The 20,738-nt window shown below is 71.1% G+C and carries 17 protein-coding genes; 12 read left to right on the forward strand and 5 right to left on the reverse strand.

The features are described from left to right. Window positions 1-54: 54 nt before the first annotated feature. From C4B68_RS35535 to C4B68_RS35555, 5 genes are all read left to right on the forward strand, one after another. Complete coding sequence (locus C4B68_RS35535; protein WP_099505737.1) at window positions 55-1,032, forward strand: NADPH:quinone oxidoreductase family protein; 978 nt, start codon at window positions 55-57, stop codon at window positions 1,030-1,032. Further along, a complete protein-coding gene (locus C4B68_RS35540; RefSeq protein ID WP_099505736.1) occupies window positions 1,029-2,210 on the forward strand; it encodes an acyl-CoA dehydrogenase family protein in 1,182 nt (393 codons plus the stop codon). The genes C4B68_RS35535 and C4B68_RS35540 overlap by 4 nt, the downstream gene beginning before the upstream one ends. Continuing rightward, window positions 2,207-3,304, forward strand: coding sequence for an acyl-CoA dehydrogenase family protein (locus tag C4B68_RS35545; RefSeq protein WP_099505735.1), 1,098 nt, complete (start codon window positions 2,207-2,209; stop codon window positions 3,302-3,304). Before C4B68_RS35540 ends, C4B68_RS35545 begins: the two co-directional genes overlap by 4 nt. Window positions 3,305-3,767: 463 nt before the next feature. Continuing rightward, window positions 3,768-4,652: a phosphatidylinositol-specific phospholipase C/glycerophosphodiester phosphodiesterase family protein gene (locus tag C4B68_RS35550; RefSeq protein ID WP_099505734.1), complete on the forward strand. Its 885-nt coding sequence runs from the start codon at window positions 3,768-3,770 to the stop codon at window positions 4,650-4,652. A 112-nt stretch (window positions 4,653-4,764) separates the two neighbouring features. Beyond that, complete coding sequence (locus C4B68_RS35555) at window positions 4,765-4,959, forward strand: hypothetical protein (protein WP_099505733.1); 195 nt, start codon at window positions 4,765-4,767, stop codon at window positions 4,957-4,959. Window positions 4,960-4,981: 22 nt separating this feature from the next. Here the strand turns inward: C4B68_RS35555 and C4B68_RS35560 are convergent, their stop codons facing one another. Beyond that, window positions 4,982-6,229: a phosphodiester glycosidase family protein gene (locus C4B68_RS35560; protein ID WP_240634574.1), complete on the reverse strand. Its 1,248-nt coding sequence runs from the start codon at window positions 6,227-6,229 to the stop codon at window positions 4,982-4,984. Between the two features lie 393 nt (window positions 6,230-6,622). Between C4B68_RS35560 and C4B68_RS35565 the strand changes: the two genes are divergently transcribed. The 4 genes from C4B68_RS35565 to C4B68_RS35580 all read left to right on the forward strand — a co-directional run bounded on the left by C4B68_RS35565 (window position 6,623) and on the right by C4B68_RS35580 (window position 10,825). Continuing rightward, window positions 6,623-9,310, forward strand: coding sequence for a winged helix-turn-helix domain-containing protein (locus tag C4B68_RS35565; RefSeq protein ID WP_099505780.1), 2,688 nt, complete (start codon window positions 6,623-6,625; stop codon window positions 9,308-9,310). Window positions 9,311-9,494: 184 nt separating this feature from the next. Further along, entirely contained in the window at window positions 9,495-9,692 is a 198-nt protein-coding gene (locus tag C4B68_RS35570; protein ID WP_099505779.1) for a hypothetical protein, read from the forward strand. A gap of 156 nt (window positions 9,693-9,848) precedes the next feature. Then, a complete protein-coding gene (locus C4B68_RS35575) occupies window positions 9,849-10,346 on the forward strand; it encodes an SHOCT domain-containing protein (protein WP_099505731.1) in 498 nt (165 codons plus the stop codon). Between the two features lie 32 nt (window positions 10,347-10,378). Continuing rightward, window positions 10,379-10,825, forward strand: coding sequence for a DUF7144 family membrane protein (locus C4B68_RS35580; protein ID WP_099505730.1), 447 nt, complete (start codon window positions 10,379-10,381; stop codon window positions 10,823-10,825). Window positions 10,826-10,868: 43 nt separating this feature from the next. On the opposite strand, the gene C4B68_RS35585 is transcribed toward C4B68_RS35580, so the two are convergent. Continuing rightward, the gene (locus C4B68_RS35585; protein WP_099505729.1) at window positions 10,869-11,294 is read right to left on the reverse strand and encodes an ATP-binding protein; all 426 of its coding nucleotides are present in this window, start codon (window positions 11,292-11,294) and stop codon (window positions 10,869-10,871) included. A 192-nt stretch (window positions 11,295-11,486) separates the two neighbouring features. On the opposite strand from C4B68_RS35585, the gene C4B68_RS35590 reads away from it, so the two are divergent. Together C4B68_RS35590 and glpK are read left to right on the forward strand one after the other, a co-directional pair. Beyond that, the gene (locus C4B68_RS35590) at window positions 11,487-12,254 is read left to right on the forward strand and encodes an IclR family transcriptional regulator (RefSeq protein ID WP_099505728.1); all 768 of its coding nucleotides are present in this window, start codon (window positions 11,487-11,489) and stop codon (window positions 12,252-12,254) included. Between the two features lie 40 nt (window positions 12,255-12,294). Continuing rightward, the gene (gene glpK, locus C4B68_RS35595; protein WP_099505727.1) at window positions 12,295-13,809 is read left to right on the forward strand and encodes a glycerol kinase GlpK; all 1,515 of its coding nucleotides are present in this window, start codon (window positions 12,295-12,297) and stop codon (window positions 13,807-13,809) included. 90 nt (window positions 13,810-13,899) lie between these two features. Here glpK and C4B68_RS35600 read toward each other — a convergent pair whose 3' ends face one another. Both C4B68_RS35600 and C4B68_RS35605 read right to left on the reverse strand, forming a co-directional pair. Next, window positions 13,900-16,392, reverse strand: a complete 2,493-nt coding sequence (locus tag C4B68_RS35600; protein ID WP_240634575.1) for a SpoIIE family protein phosphatase — start codon at window positions 16,390-16,392, stop codon at window positions 13,900-13,902. A gap of 148 nt (window positions 16,393-16,540) precedes the next feature. Next, window positions 16,541-17,575 carry an amidohydrolase gene (locus C4B68_RS35605; RefSeq protein ID WP_240634576.1) on the reverse strand — a complete coding sequence of 345 codons (1,035 nt, stop codon included), beginning with the start codon at window positions 17,573-17,575 and terminating at the stop codon, window positions 16,541-16,543. A 573-nt stretch (window positions 17,576-18,148) separates the two neighbouring features. On the opposite strand from C4B68_RS35605, the gene C4B68_RS35610 reads away from it, so the two are divergent. Continuing rightward, window positions 18,149-19,372 (forward strand): RNA-guided endonuclease InsQ/TnpB family protein, encoded by a 1,224-nt coding sequence (locus tag C4B68_RS35610; RefSeq protein WP_104880035.1) that lies wholly within the window; start codon window positions 18,149-18,151, stop codon window positions 19,370-19,372. 56 nt (window positions 19,373-19,428) lie between these two features. Here C4B68_RS35610 and C4B68_RS35615 read toward each other — a convergent pair whose 3' ends face one another. Further along, entirely contained in the window at window positions 19,429-20,637 is a 1,209-nt protein-coding gene (locus C4B68_RS35615; RefSeq protein WP_099503452.1) for an ROK family transcriptional regulator, read from the reverse strand. Window positions 20,638-20,738 lie beyond the last annotated feature (101 nt).

The following is a 20,738-nucleotide window of genomic DNA, read 5'->3' on the forward strand; positions in this document are numbered from 1 at the left end:
CGCGCCCGACCGGAGTCGCGGCCGTCAGACAGCGCAGTCCCGTGGAGGCCCCGCATGCAGGCATGGCAAGTGCACCAGCTCGGCGAGCCGAGTGAGGTGATGCAGCTCCAGGAAGTGGAGCGTCCGCAGCCCGGTGAGGGCCAGGTGCTGCTCCGGGTGCGCGCGGCGAACATCAACTTCCCGGACGCGCTGATGTGCCGAGGGCAGTACCAGGTCAGGCCCCCGCTGCCGTTCACGCCCGGCGTGGAGATCTGCGGCGAGACCGAGGACGGGCGCCGTGTGCTCGCCAACCCCGCGCTGCCGTACGGCGGTTTCGCCGAGTACGCCGTCGCGGACGCCGCCGCCCTGCTGCCCGCGCCCGCTGCCCTGGACGACGCCGAAGCGGCCGCCCTCCACATCGGCTACCAGACGGGGTGGTTCGGCCTGCACCGGCGCGCCGGACTGGAAGTCGGCGAGACGCTGCTCGTCCACGCTGCCGCTGGAGGGGTCGGCAGCGCGGCCGTGCAGCTCGGAAAGGCCGCGGGCGCGACGGTCATCGGCGTTGTGGGCGGGGCCGACAAGGCGGCCGTGGCGCGGGAGCTGGGCTGCGACGTTGTCATCGACCGGCGTACGCAGGACGTCATCGCCGCCGTGAAGGAGGCGACCGGCGGCCGGGGCGCCGACGTGATCTACGACCCGGTCGGCGGCGACGCGTACGCCCAGTCCGCGAAGGTCGTCGCCTTCGAGGGCCGGATCGTCGTCGTGGGCTTCGCGAGCGGGTCGGTCCCCAGCCCCGCGCTGAACCACGCCCTCGTGAAGAACTACTCGATCCTCGGCCTGCACTGGGGCCTGTACAACACCAAGAACCCGAAGCTCGTCCAGCACTGCCACGAGCAGCTCACCGAACTGGCCGCGCGGGGCGCGATCAAGCCGCTGGTCAGCGAGCGGGTGCCGCTCGGCGGTGCCGCCGCGGCCGTGCAACGGGTCGCCGACGGCGTCACCACCGGCCGGGTCGCCGTGGTGCCCTCTCTGGAGAACGGAGCCGCCGCATGACCGTCGCCGCAGAACTGCGCAGCCGCACCCAGGAGTTGCTGGCGGCACATCCGCCCCTGGAAACCGGCCGGCTGGACTTCCTCAAGGCCCGCTTCGACGCCGGTCTCGCCTGGGTGCACTACCCGGAAGGCCTCGGCGGACTGGGCGCCCCGCGCACCCTCCAGGCCGTCGTGGACGCCGAGTTGGAGGCCGCGGGCGCCCCCGACAACGACCCGCGGCGCATCGGCATCGGCCTCGGGATGGCCGCGCCGACGATCCTCGGCTTCGGCACGGAGGAGCAGAAGCGGCGCTTCCTCAGGCCCCTGTGGACCGGCGAGGAGGTGTGGTGCCAGCTGTTCAGCGAGCCGGGTGCCGGGTCGGACCTGGCCGCGCTCGGCACACGCGCCGTCCGTGACGGGGACGAGTGGGTGGTCGACGGGCAGAAGGTGTGGACGTCCAGCGCCCACCTGGCCCGCTGGGCGATCCTCATCGCCCGCACCGACGCGGACGTGCCCAAGCACCGCGGGATCACGTACTTCATCTGCGACATGACCGACCCCGGCGTCGAGGTGCGGCCGCTGCGCCAGATCACCGGCGAGGCCGAGTTCAACGAGGTCTTCCTCACCGGCGTCCGTATCCCGGACTCACGTCGGCTCGGCGAGATCGGCGAGGGCTGGAAGGTCGCGCAGACCACGCTCATGAACGAGCGGGTCTCCATCGGCGGCATGCGCATCCCGCGCGAGGGCGGCATGATCGGCCCGGTCTCCCGGACCTGGCGCGAGCGCCCCGAGCTGCGCACCCACGACCTGCACCAGCGGCTGCTGAAGCTGTGGATCGAGGCCGAGGTCGCGCGTCTCACCGGTGAGCGGCTGCGCCAGCAGCTCGTCGCGGGCCAGCCCGGCCCGGAGGGCTCCGGCATGAAGCTCGCCTTCGCGCGCCTCAACCAGGAGATCAGCGGCCTGGAAGTCGAACTCCTCGGTGAGGAGGGCCTGTTGTACGACGACTGGACGATGCGCCGACCGGAACTGGTCGACTTCACCGGCCGGGACGCCGGCTACCGCTACCTCCGCTCGAAGGGCAACAGCATCGAGGGCGGGACCAGCGAGGTCCTGCTGAACATCGTCGCCGAACGCGTCCTGGGACTGCCGTCCGAGCCGCGGACCGACAAGGACGTCGCGTGGAAGGACCTGGCCCGATGACCGATCTTCTGTACTCGGAGGAGGAGAAGGCGCTGCGCGCCGCCGTCCGGGACCTGCTCACCGATCACTGTGATGCGGCGAGCGTGATCGCGCGCACGGAGTCCGGCACGCCGCACGACCCCGAGCTGTGGAAGGCGCTCACGGAGGGCATGGGCCTCGCGGGGCTCCTGGTGCCCGAGGCGCAGGGCGGCCAGGGCGCCACGCACCGCGAAGCCGCCGTGGTCCTGGAGGAATTGGGGCGCGCGGTCGCTCCCGTGCCGTATCTCACGAGTGCCGTCGTCGCCACGGAGGCGCTGCTGGCCTGCGAGGGCGACGCGGCCGCGGAATTGCTGGCCGCGCTGGCCTCCGGGCGGACAGTCGGCGCGCTTGCCGTCGCGCTGAACGCCGGGCCGGGCGGCGCCTACAAGGCCGTACGGCATGAAGACGGCGCGCTGCACGGGGAGTTGACCGGTATCGCGGACGCGGCGGCCGCCGATGTGCTGCTGGTTCCGGCGGAGGACGGCGCGCTGTACGCGGTCGACGCGGACGCCGTCACCATCTCCCCGCAGGTCTCCCTGGACCTGACCCGGCCGGTCGCGAAGGTCACCTTCGAAGGGGCCCGCGCGCGTCGGGTGACCTCCGACGGCGCGGCGGCCGTACGCCGCGCTCTGAGCGCCGGTGCCGGACTGCTCGCCTCCGAGCAACTCGGCCTCGCCGAATGGTCGTTGACCGAGACGGTGCGCTACCTGAAGGAGCGCAAGCAGTTCAACCGGCCCGTCGGCGGCTTCCAGGCGCTCAAGCACCGGCTGGCCCAGCTGTGGCTGGAGGTCGTCCACACGCGTGCCGCGGCCCGCAATGCCGCCGACGCGCTCGCCAAGGGCGGCGACGACACCGATGTGGCGGTCGCGGTGGCCCAGGCGTACGCGGCACCCGTCGCGGTCCACGCCGCCGAGGAGGCGCTGCAACTGCACGCCGGTATCGGCATGACGTGGGAGCACCCCGTGCATCTGTACCTGAAGCGGGCCAAGGCGGACTCGATCGCGTACGGCACGGCGGGCGCACACCGCGAGACGCTGGCCGGACTGGTCGACCTCCAGGCTCCCCAGTCGAATTAGTGATCCGTAGTGAATCTGTGGCAGAGCGCAACGCGCACGCCCGGCGCCCAGGCGACGTCGGGCACCCTCCTTGGTGAGGTCGCGAGACCTCACCGACCAGCGTCCGGAGGGACGTGCCACGAGGGCCGACGGCGCCAGCCGTTCAGCACCAGGGCACGAAGGCGATCGGCTCACATCCCTGAGCAACACTGGGGATCACTAAGCTGATCAGAGACGCTCCCTGACGTACGTCGGGGAGAAACCGGAGGAAAGCCCGGAGGAAAGCCCGGGGGGAGCCCGAGGCAAGCCCCGGGGGATCCCGCGAAAAGCCCGCCCCGCCTCGGGCGGGCTTTTCCGTGCGCCATGCCCCGCGAAGTGAACGCGCAGCGGCGGTCCGGCCAACTCCCTTTCGTCACTGCCTGTTGGCCATGCCCGGACCGCATACTCGCTGAGGTTACGTAGCGCACCTCAAAGGGAGGCAGACATGGCCCTCACCACCCGTCGCAGAGCCCTCGGCACCCTCGGCGCCGCCCTCGCCGGCGCCGTCGTGCTGCCCGCCGGTCAAGTACTGCCCGCCGCGCGGGCGTCGGCCAGCGAGTGGAAGCACGGCCCGCGCCCGCTGTGGCGCGCCCACGCACACAACGACTACGAGCACCCGCGCCCCCTCTTCGACGCCCTCGACCATCGCTTCGGCAGCGTCGAGGCCGATATCTTCCTCGTCGGCGGCCAACTCCTCGTCGCCCACGACGCGGCGGACCTCGACCCCACCCGCACCCTCGAATCCCTCTACCTCGACCCCCTGGCCGCCCGCGTCAAGGCCAACCACGGCTCGGTGTACCGGGGCCACCGCAAGTCCCTGCAGCTCCTCATCGACATCAAGACCGAGGGCTCGTCGGCGTACCTCGAACTCGACAGCCATCTGCGGCGCTACCGGCACCTGTTCACGACGTACGCCCACGGCCGCGTGTACCCCGGGCCGGTCACCGCCGTGATCTCCGGCGACCGTGCGGCCCGTGCGCCCATGGAGGCGCAGAGCGTGCGCCGCGCCTTCTATGACGGCCGGCTCGCCGACCTCGGCACCTCCGCGCCCGCCTCCTTCGTCCCGCTGATCAGCGACAACTGGACGCTCAACTTCACCTGGCTCGGGGTCGGTTCCTTCCCCGACGCCGAGCGGCGAAAGCTGCGCGGCATCGTCCAGGCGGCGCACGCGCGCGGCCAGCGGGTGCGGTTCTGGGCCACCCCGGACGTGGCGGGTTCCGCCCGGGACGCGCTGTGGGCCGAGTTGCTCGCCGCCGGCGTCGACCACCTCAACACCGACGACCTCGCGGGCCTCGAAGCGTTCCTCGACGCCCACGAGCCGACGCACTAGCCGGCGCGGACACCACTCGTTCGGGGGACACGTCAGCCGCCCGGACGAACCCTCCGCTACGCGACACTTGCGGCCGAAAGCTGCGGTGTGGGCGTGGCGGAGGAGGTTGACGATGGCCATTTCCATCTCTGTGGTGCTGTTGCTCCTGATCCTGGCAGTGATCTTTCTGCGCAATGGCGGGCTGAAGCCGACGCACGCGGTGGTCTGCGGGCTGCTCGGCTTCTACCTGGCGAGCACGAGCATGGCGCCGACCATCCACGAAGGGCTCACAGCGACGGCGAAAATCGTGGGCAGCCTGCGCCCGTGACAGGCGGGGCGGCCACGGTCGTTCACGGTCGCGAGAACACGCCGATGCCGTTCGGGACGGGGCGTTCGGCGCCTCCGCTGGGGTGGTTCAGGACGCTGACGGCGTCCGCCCCCGGCTGCCGGGCGACCATCGTGGTGGAGCCTCCGCCGTCGAGGCTGAAGGCGTCCTCGGAGCCCAACCGCCGCATGGTCTCCGTGATTTCGGCGATGGTGAGTCCGGTGCGGAACTCGGGCGCGCCGTCGAGGGCGAGGAGCAGCAGACGGCGTCCGCTGTGCGAGATGCCCACGGCGGTCCGTGTCGCCGAGGTCGTGTTGTTCAGGCCGGGCAGCGGCGAGCCATCGACGAGCATCGGGTAGCCGCCGACCGCGAAGCGGTACGGGATCCTGGTGGCCTCCGCCACCAGACGGTGCTGCACCGCGACAGGCTCGCCCACGGGCAGTTTCCGCAACTGCTGGGCGCCCGCCTCGCGGCCCACCAGAACCGTGGTGCCGGGAGCGATGGGACCGTTGCCGGGTGTGTTGGCCGCCGACACGACCCGACCGCGCTCGACCGTCACCTCGTAGGTGTCGGTACTACAGGGCGCGGCCCGGTTGGTGTCCGTGCCACAGGTGGCCCGCACGCGGGAGACGCTGCCCCAGTCCGAGGTGAACGCGCCGATCGAACCCTCCGGCAGCGCGTACTGATTGAGCCCGCCGAGCGGCCATCGCCCTTCGGGGCTGTGTACGGACCCTTCGAGAGCCACGCTGTCGAGCCGGGCCCTGCGGTCGACGCCCACGCCCAGCACGTCCTCGGTGGTCGTGCCCGGCGGCAGGGCGGGCCCGAAGCGCTGGCCGTTCGGCACCGCCGCCTTGAGCTGGTGCCCGCTCGCGATGGCCGGACCCACGCTCGCGCCCGTCGTCTCGACCCCCGGATGCTGGGTTTCCGTGATGTTGAAGAAGTCGCCGTTGACCGCGGCGACGGCGCCCCGGGTGTCGGCCAGTTGGGAGACGGGCGCCCGGGACGCCACGGCTCCGGGGTACAGGAGGTCGACGCGCACATGGGGGTTGCGCAGGTCGACGCTGAGCACGTGAGCGTGCGTCACCCCCTGGGCCGCCGGGATGTCCAACTCGGTGTACTCGACGCCGGGCGCGAGCTGAGTGGCGCCCTCCGCGTCGGCGGCACCCTCCGCGCCGCTGGCCGGTACCGCCCCCGCGAGGGCGGCGCCGGCCAGCGCAGCGCATGCCGTGAAGACCGTCAGTACCGTTCTGAGCCGTCCGATGCGACGCGTCACAGCGCCCCCTGATGTCTCGTCAACTTTTCCAGGACTCAAGGGAATTGCATCAGACGACCGGCCCGTGCCGATGTCCACGCGCCGACGAGCCGGGGAACGGATCAGAAAACGCGCGCCTGTGGGCGCGCCTCCAGGCCTACGGGCGGACCGCTCGGCGCCGTGCGGCACGCGTATCTGCGGGAATGCTGGGATCATGAGTGAGGGAGAGCGCTGCCCATGACCTGACGGACAGTGGTGGTGAACGCCGTGGCTGCGAACGATGGGAACGACCCGATCGACGGGGACGGCCCGATCGACGGGGACGGCCCGCTCGGCGAGAGAGGCCCGTTCGGCGAGAGCGGTCCGATCGGTGCGGGCGTCCCGATCGGTGAGAACGGTCCGATCGGTGCGGGCGTGCCGGCCGGTGAGAACGGTCCGGGACTCGATGAGAACGGTCCGGGACCAGCCATTCCGTGCGTCGATCCCCTGGGAGACCCGTATCTGCGCACGCGTTTCGCCCCGCCGGCGAAACCCGCCACATTCCTGCGGCGGGAGCGGCTGGTCAGGCATCTCGACCAGGCTCTTCTGACGCCGTTGACCATGGTCAACGGCGCGGCCGGTGCGGGCAAGACCCTGCTGGTGGCCGACTGGGCCGCGGGCCTGGAGCAGCCGGTCGCCTGGCTCACCACCGACGCGGCGGATCAGGGGCCGGGCATGTTCTGGGCGTATGTGCTCCAGGCCCTGCGCGCCTCCGGCGTGCTCGTGCCCGGCGGGGTCGGATGCCCCGCGGACGCGAGAAGCGTGGACCGCAAGCTGCTGGCACGGCTCGCCGCCGAACTGAGCGGCCATGACCGGCCCGCGATCGTCGTGCTCGACGAGTACGACCGCGTCACCGCCCCCGAGATCGCGGAGCAGCTGGAATTCGTCCTGCACCACGCCGGGCACGGAATGCGCCTGGTCCTCGTCACCCGCACCGAGCCGCTGCTACCGCTGCACCGCTACCGGGCGGCCGGCGACATGACCGAGATCAGGGGCGCGGAGCTGGCCTTCACCCCCGAGGAGGCCGCCGCGCTCCTGGAGCGTCATGGTCTGTGCCTTCCCGTGCGGGCCGCGCGCGCTCTGGTGGACCGCACCCAGGGATGGGCCGCCGGCCTGCGACTGTGTGCCCTGGCCGCACAGGAGAGCCCGGATCCGGAAACGTACCTGAAGGAGTTCGAGGCGGGACGGAGCACGGTCGCCGACTATCTGCTGGCCGAGGTGCTCAAGCGGCAGACCGTCGAGACGCAGGACCTCCTGCTGCGTGCCAGCGTCCTGGAGCGTTTCTGTCCGGATCTGGCGAACGCGCTGACAGAGCGGACCGACGCCGAGGCCCTTCTGGCCGAGCTGCACCGGGAGAACGCGTTCGTCGAGGACCTCGGGCACGCGTGGTACCGCCTCCACCCGCTGTTCAGGGAGATCCTCCGGGCTCATCTGCGGGTGCGGTCCCCCGGACTGGAGCCCGAACTCCACCGGCGGGCCGCGCAGTGGCTGCGGCGTTCCGGATCCCTCCCGGAGACGCTCGCCCATGGCGCCGCCGCGGGCGACTGGGACTTCACCGCCGGTGCCCTCGTCGACGACCTGGCGATCGGCCAGCTCTTCACCGGCCTGCGCTCCGACGACCTGGCCGAGCTGTTCTCCCGGATGGGGCCCGAGGCCACGAGCCCCGCGAGCGATCTCGTCCGCGCGGCCCGTGACCTGTTCCGGTGCGACCTCGACGGCGGTCTGGCCCATCTGCACCGTGCCGAGCGGCGGCTGTCCACGGACCTGCCCGACCTGGCGGCGGCCCAGCTGAGCTGTGCCCTGCTGGAAGCGCTGGCGGCCCGGCTGGCCGGTTCTCCCGTACGGGCGGAAGAGGCGGCGGCGGCGGCCGAGGAGCTGCGGCGGGAGATCCCCGCCCACCTCCTGGACAAGCATCCCGAACTCACCGCTCTCCTGCTCACCCATCTGGGCTCGACGCGCCTGTGGGCCGGGCGCTTCGAGGAGGCGCGAGCCGCCCTGTCCACGGTGATCGGCTCCTCCCGCGGAGGTGCGACGGCGCTGCCCCGGGAGGAGGCCCTGGGCCATCTGGCGCTGATCGACTATCTGAACGGCTGGCTCGCCAGGGCCGAGCGCAAGGCCTTGGCGGCACTGACCGAGACGGAGCGGTTCAGCCTGCCCCAGCCGTCCGGCTCCGGCATCGAGCGGCTGGTCCTGGCTGCCGTGGCCGTCGACCGGAACGAACTGGGTCAGGCCAAGGCCCTCCTCGACGAGGCGGCCGCATCCCGCCCCGCGCTACGCGACCCCGTACCGGAGGCGTGCCGATCCATCGCGACGGCGCGCCTGCTGCTGGCCCGAGGCGACGTACAGGCCGCGCGGGCGGCAGCGGGCCCGGCCGTCTCCGCCGACGTGCCCTCGCCCTGGGCAGACGCCCACGCGGCTCTGGTCGCGTGCGCCGCCCACCTGGGCGACGGCCGCCCGGACATGGCCGCCAAGGTGCTGCGGCAGATGCCCGACGACCCGCCGGCGTGTGCCGTGGAGGTGGCGCGGGCCCAGCTCGCCGCGGGGGATCGCGTCGCGGCGATCGACAGGATCGACAGTCTCCGCACCGACGGCCGCACCGGTCCGGCGGTGGCCGTACGGGCCGCACTCGTGCGGGCGCAGGCCGCGGACGGCGCGGGGGACTTCGCCACCGCCCGCAGGCTCGTCGCCCACGCGCTCCTCGAAGCCCGGCGCGAGCGGCTGCGGCGTCCCTTCCTCGAAGCCGGACCGTGGATCCGGCCTCTCCTGGGCACGGCGCCCCTTCAGGGCTTGACCGAGGGCTGGCTCACGCCCGGCCCGCCGCGACACGGCGAGCCGCCTGGGCCCGAGGCCCGGCCCTCGTCGCTCGTCGTGGAGGAGCTGAGCGGGCGCGAGCGCGATGTGCTCCAGCGGCTGGCCCAGATGATGTCGACGGAAGAGATCGCCGCCGACCTCTTCGTGTCGGCGAACACGGTGAAGACGCACCTCAAGAGCGTCTACCGGAAGCTGGCGGTGAACCGGCGCAACGACGCGGTGCGCCGTGCGCGCGAGCTGGGGTTGCTGTGAACCTGTTGATCATCTCGTTCGTGATCGTCTTGCGTGTTGACGAGCCCTGAAGCGTTGCCCCAGGTAGTCGGCGTGCCCTGCGACGGCTCACCTGTTCAGGGTGAGGCCGGACGACGCGCCGAGGCGGAGGATCGCAGGGAAGGTGCAGTCCGCCTGTCCCCAGGGCGCCTCGGGAGAGCAGCTCATGCGCTACGAGATCCGCGTCGACGGTCACATGTCGGAGACGCTGGCCAAAGCCTTCCCGGAGCTGGACCACGTCGTGATGTCCGGTCAGACCGTGCTGTTCGGCCCGGTCGTCGACGAGGCGCACCTGTACGGGCTGCTGGCCCGCTGCCGGTCGCTGGGACTGCGCGTCGTGGAGATGCGCCAACTGCCGGAGTGACCGGGACCGGCGCCCGAGTGGTGGTCGGGCTCGCCTCGCCCGGCGGGCAAGGCCGACACTCACCCGCCTCGGGTGAGGCCGCCCCCTCGTTGCCGTGCGCATGCTGAGGGCGGCACAGAAAGGCCGCCGGGCGAAGGCTCGGGACGGAGGAGAGACATGAGCGCGCAGACCTACCTCGCGTACGACTATCCGCTGCTGAGCGCCTTCTGGACCCTGCTGTGGTTCTTCCTGTGGATCATGTGGTTCATCCTGCTCTTCCGCGTCGTCGTCGACATCTTCCGTGACGACGGCCAGGGCGGCTGGGCCAAGGCCGGCTGGCTGGCGCTCGTCATCCTGCTGCCCTTCCTGGGCGTCTTCATCTACGTGGTCGCGCGCGGCAAGGACATGGGCCGCCGGGAGACCGCGCTGGCGCGCGAGCAGCAGGAGGCCTTCGACCGGTACATCCGGGAGACCGCGGGTGCCAAGGCCGCGCCCAGCAGCGTCGACGAACTGGCCAAGCTGTCCGAGATCCGCGCCCGCGGCGACATCACGGACGAGGAGTTCCGCAGGGTGAAGGAACTGGTCCTGAGCGGCCACGGTCCCGCCGGCGGCTCCGGCACCTCCACCCCCAGCTCCGGCACCCCCAGCTCCGGCACCCCCACCTCCAGTCACTGAGTACACCGGACGACACGAAACGAGGCCGCACCATGACCGGGTCACACACCACGCACGTGCACGCCACGAAACAGCAATGGGCCGTGGGCCTGATGGCCTTCGCCGCAGTCATGCTCATGATTACCGGTGTGCTCGCCATCCTCCGGGGCATCAGCGCGATCGCCCAGGACGAGGTCTGGGTCACGACCGAGAACTACCTCTTCCAGTTCGACCTCACCGGCTGGGGCTGGCTCCACCTCTCCTTGGGTGTGGTCGCCGTGATCGTCAGCCTCGGGCTCTTCCAGTCGGCGATGTGGGCGCGCGTCCTCGGCGTGACCATCGCCGGACTCGTCATCATCGCCAACTTCCTCTCCCTGCCGTCCTACCCCGTCTGGTCGGTCGTGATGATCGCTCTCTCGGGGTTCGTCATCTGGGCTCTGTGCGTGGCACGGACCGAGGAGTCCTCCGAGTCGTACGAACCTGCGCCGCGCAGCGGGTGAAGGAGTCCCGGGCCGGGCATCGTCACGGACGAGCCGCGCGTTCTCAGACCGCGACGAGCTCGGCCCACCGGGTAATCCCGCCCGAGTGGACGTGTATGCCGTGCCGAGTCGCCAGCGCGTGGACGATTTCCATGCCCCGGCCGTGCTCGTCCGGGTCGATCCCGGCGGGGGACTGCCCCGCCGTGAGCGCGGGTCCCTCGTCGGTGACCTCGACGCGGAGGGTGCTCGGCCCGTCGCCCCTGACCCATGACAGCCGCAGTTCCGCCGGGGGCAGCGCGTGGACGATCGCGTTGGTGAGCAGCTCCGACACCACCAGGAGCGCGTCCTCGGCGATGTCCGGGGACACGTTCCAGTCGGAGAGGAGCGCCCCTACACGTCGGCGTAGGACCGAGACGGCTCCGGGGGTGTGCTGCAGCGGGCAGATGTATTCGGCCGCTTCCCGAAGCATCGTATTGAGCTGTGGCGCCATGTGCTCTCCTCCGGTGCTAGCCGTCCGGACGCCGGGCTGAGCCCACGTTTCCGGGCCTCAGCGCACGTTAGGTAGCGAAGCGAGGCCGGTCAATGAACGACGGTCGCCATTACCGAACGCAAGGGTCATTCGGTGCCACATGGGATGTCTGCGAGTAAAGCGGGCTGGCCATGGCGGCACTAGGATCGGTTCATGGCCGGCCCAGTCCAGTCGATCGAACGGGCGGCGGCGATCTTGCGTCTGCTCGCTGGTGGGCCCCGCCGACTCGGACTCGGCGAGGTTGCGGCGTCGCTCGGCCTGGCGAAGGGCACCGCCCACGGCATTCTGCGTACCCTGCAGCACGTGGATTTCGTGGAGCAGGACGAGGCGACCGGAAAGTACCAGCTCGGGGCCGCTCTCCTGCACCTCGGCACCAGCTACCTCGACGTCAACGAGCTGCGGTCGCGCTCCATCAACTGGGCCGATGCCCTGGCCGCCCGTAGTGGGGAAGCGGTCCGCCTGGGCACCCCTCTGGAGGGCAAGGTCCTCGTCGTCCACCACGTGTTCCGGCCGGACGACACCCTGCAGACCCTGGACGTGGGCGCGCTGCTGCCCCTGCACGCCTCCTCGCTCGGCAAGGTCCTGCTGGCCTTCGGGGTAACGCCCCTCGAGCCGGTCCTGGAGGCCGGACTGGAGGCGTACACCCGGCACACCCTGGTCGTCCCGGAGGAATTCGGCCGGGCGCTCGCGGAGGTCCGGGAACTCGGATGGGCCGCCGAGGTCCAGGAAATGAGCATGGGCGAAGCCGGCATCGCGGCGCCGATCCGAGGGCACGGCGGCCTCGTGGTGGGCGCGATTGGACTGTCCGGCCCGGTCGAGCGGGTCTGTGACGGCCAAGGCCGTCCCCGGCCGAGCCTGATCACCCTGCTCCGCGAGGCCGCACGGGCGATCTCCAGGGACTTGGGCGCATCTCGCTGGTAATCCCGCCGCCTCCACGACACATCGGAAGGCAGACCCGATCATGGTTGAACGGTATGTGATGTCCATCGATCAGGGCACCAACTCCACCCGATGCATTCTGTTCGACCACCATGGGCGGCTGGTGTCGGTCGCCCAGCGGGAGCATCAGCAGTACTTCCCCAAGCCCGGCTGGGTCGAGCACGACGCCGTCGAGATCTGGCGCAATCTGCGGCGCGTCGTGCCCGAGGCTCTGTCCGACGTCGACGTCGGCGCGGAAGAAATAGCCGCCATCGGTATGGCCAACCAGCGGGAGACGACGGTGCTCTGGGACCGGCGGACGGGTGCCCCGCTGAGCAGGGCGATCGTCTGGCAGGACACCCGCACGGCACCGCTCGTCGAGGAGCTGAGACACCAACCCGGAGATGAGTTCTTCCTCGAGCGCTGCTGCCTGCCCCCCTCGACCTATTTCTCGGCGCCGCGGATCCGCTGGCTGTTCGACCATGTCAATGGACTGGAGCAACGTGCCAAGGACGGCGAGGTGCTGTTCGGCACGATGGAGAGCTGGCTGATCTGGAACCTCACCGGGGGCACGGACGGCGGCCTGCACATCACCGACGCCACCAACGCCAGCCGCACCATGCTGATGAACATCCGCACGCTCACCTGGGACGAGGAGCTTCTGGCGTTCTTCGGGATTCCCCGCACCATGCTGCCCGAGATCCGGTCCTCGGCCGAGAGCTACGGCGAAGCCACCTCGGTCCTGCCAGGCGTCCGTATCACGGCCGCCCTCGGTGACCAGCAGGCCGCCCTGTTCGGCCAGACCTGTTTCTCCCCGGGCGAGGCGAAGTGCACGTACGGAACGGGCAGCTTCCTGCTGCTCAACACCGGAACCGATGTCGTACGGTCCCGGCACGGACTCCTCACGACCGTCGCCTACAAGATCGGGGACCAGCGGCCGGTCTACGCCCTGGAAGGATCGATCGCCGTCACCGGCTCGCTCGTCCAGTGGTTCCGTGACCGTCTGGGACTGATCAGCAGAGCGCCGGAGATCGAGACGCTCGCGCGGACCGTCGAGGACAACGGCGGCTGCTACATCGTCCCCGCGTTCTCCGGTCTGTTCGCCCCCCACTGGCGCAGCGACGCACGCGGTGTCATCGTCGGCCTGACCTCGTACATCACCAAGGGACACCTGGCCCGAGCCGTCCTGGAGGCCACCGGCTGGCAGACGCGGGAGGTCGTCGACGCCATGAACGCCGACTCCTCGGTGGCCCTGAAGCAGCTCAAGGTGGACGGCGGCATGACAGCGGACAACCTGCTCATGCAGTTCGTGGCCGACGTCCTCGACGTGCCCGTGGTGCGGCCCATGGTCGCCGAGACGGTCTCCCTCGGCGCCGCCTACGCCGCCGGGCTCGCCGCCGGTTACTGGCCGGATCTGGAAGTCCTGCGCCGCAACTGGCACATGGCCGCCCAATGGCTGCCGGACATGGACCCCGAGCGGCGGGAGTCGGAATACGACAACTGGCAGCGGGCCGTCGAGCGATCGCTGGGGTGGATCACACCGCCCAGGTCCACCTGATTCCGGGCCGGACTCCAGGTCTCGGGTCGTGAACTCTCGGTCTCGGGTCGTCGTCGGTGCCGCTCCGGCATCGCACGGGCGGGCTCGCGGTCACGTTGCCGTGGCGAGGGGCTGCTCGGCCCAGATGACCTTGCCCCGGTCCTCGTAGCGGGTGCCCCATCGCTCGGCGAACTGGGAAACCAGAAGAAGGCCGCGGCCGCCCTCGTCGGTGGTCCGGGCGTGGCGCAGGTGTGGTGCGGCGCTGCTGCCGTCGGAGACTTCGCAGGTCAGCCGGCGATCATGGATCAGGCGCAGACGTATGGGTGGCTGGGCATACCGAATGGCATTGGTGACCAGCTCGCTGACGATGAGCTCGGTGGCAAAGGCCTCGTCGTCCAGCGCCCAGATCTGGAGCTGGCGGGCGGCGAGGGAGCGAGCCGTGGCGACGGCCGCGGGGTCGGAGGGCAGTTGCCAGTCGGCGACACGCGTGGGGTCCAGGGCCGGGGTGTCCGCGACCAGGACCGCGGCGTCTTCCGGCGGATCGACCGGAACCAGCTCCTCGGTGAGGCTCAGACACAGATCCTCAGGGGACTCGGCGGATGAGGCCAGCAGGCGGGCAAGCACCGTGTGCCCGACGTCCTCGGGGAAGGACTGCAGGAGGCCGGGCGTGAACAGCACCAGGCGGCTTCCCTCCGGCAGGTCCGCCTTGCTCTTGGCGAAGGGTGGCCCGGGCCGGCCAAGTGGTGCGCCGGCCGGGATCTCCGGGAAGGTCACCGTGCCGTCGGGCTGGACCACAGCCAGCCCGACCGGTCCGGCCGCGGTCATGGTGCACTGGCGGGTGATGGGGTCGTAGACCAGGTAGAGGCAGGCGGTTCCGGCGAGGGTGTCCGCTGTGGGGCCGGAGTCCTCCGCGTTCTCTGCGTCCATGTGCTGTACGAGATCGTCGAGGCGAGCCATGATCTCGTCCGGGGCCAGGTCCAGGCCGGCCAGCGTCTGAACTGCTGTGCGCAGCCGTCCCATCGTGGCTGCCGTGCGCATGCCCCGGCCTGGAGTGTGGCCGGTCACGAGGGCTACGCGGGCTCCGGGAAGGGCGAGGACATCGGTCCAGTCGCCTCCCGCGCCGGAGAGCACGATGTGGTGTGCCGCTTGGATCGTGCTGGGGGAGGGGAGGGTGTGGGGCAGCATGCCGCGCTGCAGCGTGAGTACGGCGTTGTGTTCGCGGACGTAGCGGCGGGCGTTGTCCAGGGCGACAGCGGTTCTTCCCGCCAGGTCCTGCGCCAGAGTGAGGTCGTCGTCGTCGAAGGCCCCGCGGGGCTTCCACCGGTAGAACGTCACCAGGCCCAGGGCGTGGTCGCGGACGACCAGGGGGACGACCATCAGCGAGTGGACCCCCTCTTGCAGCATGCGCCGGCCGCGGATGGGATCACTGCGTACCCATGCGCTGTCCGCATCGAGGCCGGCTACCAGGCGCGGCCGGTGGTCGGTGAGTGCCTGGACAGCCGGTGCGGCGTTGGGGTAGCCACTGACCTCACCGACTTCGTAGGCGCCGGGCTTGGCGTTCGTCCGGGTCGATCGCGATGTGGCGCGCAGGAGAGGCCAGCCCGCCTCGCCGGGGACGTGGGGTACGTCCTCTCCCGCAAGGACCGGCTCCAGAAGGTCGACGGCCACGCTGTCGGCCAGGTCAGGCACCACCAGCTCGGCCAGTTCCCCGGCGGTGTGCAGCGCGTCGAGGGTGGTGCCGATCCGGGCGCCGGCGTCGGCGGCCAGGGCAAGCCTCTGCTGAGCGCGGTGGCGGTCGGTGACGTCGACCACGGTGTCGGCCACGCCGAGAACGCGGCCGTTTTCGTCTTCCAGCCGGAATGCGGAGGCCGAGTACACGTGCTCATGCTCCAGGTCACCGGGAGGCCGGCCACGCTTTTCGAAGGCGAGTTCCGGCTCGCCGCTCTCCAGCACTTTGGTCATCATTTCTTCGGCGACGCGGGCGCTGAAGTGAGGCCACGCCTCGGTGGGGCGCAACCCCAGCGCCGGCTTTGATCCAAGCCCCGGCATGCCCGCGGCGGCGGTGTTGTACCGCATGAGGCGAAGCTGAGGATCGAGCACGAACAATCCGATCGGCGAGCGAGTGAAGAGGGCGTCCAGCAGAGCCCGGTCTATGGCCCGAGACGCTTCCTCCCCTGCCTGGGACGCTTCCTCCCCTGCCCGGGACGCTTCCTCCGCTGCCCGGTAAGCGCCCTCCGCTACCCGGGAAGTGACCTCCGCCGCCTGGGAGGCGTCCTCCGTGCTCGGGGTCAGTGCCACTCTCCAGCACGCCCCGGCGGGTCCTTCCTGCGCGCGGCGCACGCGGACCCGGCAGCCGATGAGGCTTCCGTCGCTGTGTTTGAGCATGGCGTCGGCAGGTGCGGGGGCCTCAGACGCGGTTTCGGCCAGCAGTTCCGTAACCGGCCGGCCGACCACGCGCTGTGCCGGATAGCCCAGGAGTCGTTCGGCGGCCGGGTCCCACCCGACGACCCTGCCCGCCTCGTCGACGAGGAGCGAGGCACAGCCCTCCGCACCTGGCGCTGTTTCCGCCGCGCGGCGCGTGTGGTCCGCCGATCGATCCATCATCGTCCGCCTGCTCCCGCGTCGCTCCTGTTCGGTCGCGCTTCCAGTCTCGCGTGGCTGACTCCGCTTCGCGCGGCCGGAGCGCACGGACACCCGGCTTCGTTCCTCGTGGACGAGCACACGGCGATGATGAAGCCGCTTGTGATCGAGGTCAGACCTGAACTCTGTTGGTGCCGGGTTCGTCTGAGATGTTCCTGCCCAGCACGGTCAGCGCGGCCGTGGTCAGCGCCGTTGTCGCCGAGGGCAGCGCGAGCGGCAGATGGGGGGCGAACTCGGGCGAGTGGTTGGCCGGCAGGGCCGCGAGGCGCTCCGCGGTGTTCGCGCCGGGAATCGCGTCGGCGTTCGCGGCCCATTGGCGCGGGCCCACCACCCCGACCATCCAGTATCCGAGCGGAACTCCCGCGCAGCCGTGGATCTCCCGCCCGGCATCCCCGTGCAGACCGAAGTCCTCGGTCGCCATGGACGGCGCCCACGGCACGATGCGCTCAATACCTAGCGCCTCACCATGTGCTTCTCGTACGGCCGCGGTCACCTCCCCGTCCGGCAGAGTGACCGGGGAGCGCGAGACCACCGTGATCTCGGGATCGCGTGGGCAGCCCGACGCGGCCGACTCGGCCCGTACGACCCGCTCGACGGCCGTCACGACGCGGTCCAGGGACGCCGGGGACAGCGCGCGCACGGTGATACCGAGTGAGGCGCTGTCCGGTACGACGCTGCTGTGCGTTCCGGCGTGGAGCGAACCGACCGTGAGGGCGGTCTGTTCCGCGGGCGCGCTCTCCCGCGACACGATTCCCTGCAGCCGCAGCACCACCGAGGCGGCGGCGAGCACGGGGTCCACCGTCAGGTGCGGCGCCCCGGCGTGCCCGCCCCGGCCGTGCAGCGTGACGTCCAGGCCGACACTGCCCGCCAGCACGGGCTGTCCGTAACCGTGCGCCACCATGCCGGCCAGCAGCGGCGCGGTGTGCTGGGCGAGGACCGCGTCGGGGCGGCCGAAACGGTCGTAGAGGCCGTCCTCCAGCATGGCGCGCGCGCCGGTCAGCGTCTCCTCGGCCGGCTGGCCGACGATCACCACCGTGCCGCGCCAGTGCGGCAGCGCGCGGGCCAGCAGCGTGGCGGCGCCGAGCAGGGCGGCGACATGCAGGTCGTGGCCGCAGGCGTGCATGAACAGCACCTCGCGCAGCCCCACGGCTTCCCGCCGTAGTCCGACTGCCTCCCGCCGCGGTCCCACTGCCTCCCGCCGCAGTCCTGAACCCGTCTCCCCCGACATCAGAACCCCCCGATTCGCCCGGACACACAGTCGTCGGTCCGACGGCTGCGCCTCGCGTGAATTACGGTACGGCGCTTGCCGGTTGGGCAGGAAGGACGAGGCGTGAGGCGGTGGACAAGCCGCGGACTGTGGATAACTCGGCCACCCGAAAGAGAGACTCGCCAGCCCAAAGGGGAGCCAGGTGTCCCAAGGCGCGGCCTTCTCGTCGTACGCGGACGCCCGCTACCGGGATTCATTCGCAGTGCATCGGCCTTCAGGCCGGTGGTGAAGCGAATCTGTGACTGTGGCGCGGAGCGTCACGGATGCTGTCCTGCGGAGCAGGAGAGCGCAGGCGCCACCACGGCCGGCGCGGAGCGTCACGGGGTCCGATCCGGAGAGGCCGGGCAACGCCTCCCCCGTTCGGCCCGCTCTGTCCTGCCTGGTTTCAAGGGAGTACCGACCGTTCATACGTTCCCTCTGGTAGCGGGCGGCGCTCGTTCGTACGATCACCGCATGCAGCTTCGGTACGCCTTCAGGCTGTACCCGGAACCTGGCCAACGCCTCGCGCTGGCCAGGGCGTTCGGGTGCGCCCGCGTCGTGTTCAACGATGCCGTGCGTGCTCGCGAGGACGCCCGCGGGGCGGGCGAACCCTTCCCGACGGCGGGTGTGCTGTCCCAGAAGCTGATCACCCAGGCCAAGCAGACACCCGAGCGGTCCTGGCTGGGCGAGGTCTCCGCGGTCGTCCTCCAGCAGTCCCTGCGCGACGCGGAGGCCGCCTACAAGAACTTCTTCGCCTCCCTCAAGGGCGAGCGTAAGGGCGCGAAGACCGGTGCGCCCCGCTTCAAGTCCCGCAAGGACAGCCGTCAGTCGATCCGGTTCACGGCCAATGCCCGCTGGTCGATCACTGGTTCCGGGAGGCTGAACCTCCCGAAGATCGGCGCGGTGAAGGTGAAGTGGTCGAGGACCTTGCCCGCGCGGCCCTCCTCGGTCACCGTGGTCAAGGACGCGGCCGGACGGTACTTCGCCTCGTTCGTCGTTGACACCGACCCGGGCGCGGACGCCGCCCGGATGCCCGGCACCGACCAGACGGTCGGCATCGACCTGGGCCTGACCCACTTCGCCGTCCTCTCCGACGGGACGAAGATCGACTCTCCTCGGTTTCTGCGCCGGGCGGAGAAGAAACTGAAGAAGGCCCAGCGGGAGCTGTCCCGCAAGCAGAAGGGATCGAAGAACCGGGCCAAGGCCCGTCTGAAGGTCGCCCGCGCCCACGCGAAGGTGGCCGATGCCCGCCGCGATTTTCACCACCGGCTCTCCACTCAGCTGATCCGCGACAACCAAGCGATCGGCGTGGAGGACCTGGCGGTCCAAGGACTCGCGCGCACCAGGCTGGCCAGGAGTGTCCATGACGCCGGATGGTCGGCGTTCGTGAACATGCTGGAGTACAAGGCGGCCCGGTACGGGCGGACCCTGGTCAAGATCGGCCGGTTCGAGCCGACCTCCCAGACCTGCTCGGCCTGCGGTATCAAAGACGGCCCCAAGCCCCTGAACGTCCGGGAATGGACCTGCACCGCCTGCGGCACCGTCCACGACCGGGACCACAATGCCGCGAAGAACGTCAAAACGGCCGCCGGACGGGCGGTGACAGCCTGCGGAGCGCCGGTAAGACCAGGACTCGTCCCGGCACAGCGCGAAGAAACAGGAAGCCACGGATTCCCGCCCGAACCCTGTGCCGCGTAGCGGCACAGCAACGGACGAGAAGGCCAGAATCCTCGGGCTTCAGCCCGAGGAGCAAGTCAAGACCGTCCCGACACCACGGCCGGATCGTCGAGTACCGCCCGCACCACCGAATGCGCCGCGCCCAGCAGCGGACCCTCGGGCCCCAGCCGCGAGACGGACACGGCACAGGCGGGACCCGCCGTGCGCCGTGCCAACTCACGTTCCAGCGACGGCAGCAGCCAGGGCGCGAGACCGGACAGCGCTCCCCCCAGCACGACAGTCTCCGGATCCAGCAGATTGACCGCCCCGGTCAGCGCGATGCCGAGCGCGGTTCCGGCTTCGCGCAGGGCACGCCGTACCTTCGTGTCGCCCTGGGCGGCGCGCTCCGCCAGCAGTCCGACCCGGTCTTCACCCTGCTCCAAGCCTGCCGCGCGCAGGACGGCTTCCTCACCGGCGTACTGTTCGAGGCACCCGCGTCCACCGCACGGGCACTCCGGTCCCTCCGGACGCACCGGCACATGGCCCAGCTCGCCCGCGAAGCCGCGCGTTCCGCGCAACAGCCGCCCGTCCACGAGCACCGCCGCGCCGATACCGATCTCGGCCGACACATGCAGAAAGTCACGCGGCGTCGCCTCGCCGAGCCAGAGTTCCGCGAGACCGCCGAAGTTGGCCTCGTTGCCGACGGTCAGCGGCAGTTCGCCGGGCAGCAGGGCGCCGAGGTCCGTGTCGTGCCAGTCGAGGTTGGGGGCGCGGACCACGGTCCGGGCGTCGCGTGCCACCAGGCCGGGCACGGCGACCGCGAGCCCCGCGGGCCACAGCCCCTCGCCCTCCGCCTCGGCGATGACCCGACGCACCAGCGCGGTCAGCTCCTCGATCACCGGCTCGGGCGCTCGGCCGCGGTTCGTGCCGTACCGCACGGCCCGGGCCCGCACCGCACCGCGCAGATCGACCGCGCACACGGCGAGATGGTCGACGCCCACCTCGGCGCCGATTCCGGCCGGACCGTGCCCGCTGACGGCGAGGGCCGAGCCCGGCCGCCCCACCCGGCCGGGCCGCTCGGGGCCCAGCTCTTCGAGGAGCCCCGAGCGGATCAGCTCGTCCACCAGCGTCGACACGGCAGCGCGAGTAAGGCCGATGTGCGAGGCGACGGCGGCACGCGACAGCGGCCCCTCGGCGCTGACGGTGTGCATGACCCGGGAGAGGTTGCGGCGGCGCATGCCCTGCTGGGTGTCCGGCAGCCGACGGCCGGAACCGGTCGGGTGAGCCTCGTGCAGTGGTGCGGTCATGCCTCCGTCAGTCCTCGTCCGGCCGGTCCATCGGGTCGGTCCTTGTCGGTGCCGCTCCTTGGGGCCGGCCCTCGTCCGTTCCGGTCCCCTCAGGGCCGCCG

Origin of the sequence: Streptomyces dengpaensis (assembly GCF_002946835.1) — a bacterium.
GTDB classification, from domain to species: domain Bacteria; phylum Actinomycetota; class Actinomycetes; order Streptomycetales; family Streptomycetaceae; genus Streptomyces; species Streptomyces dengpaensis.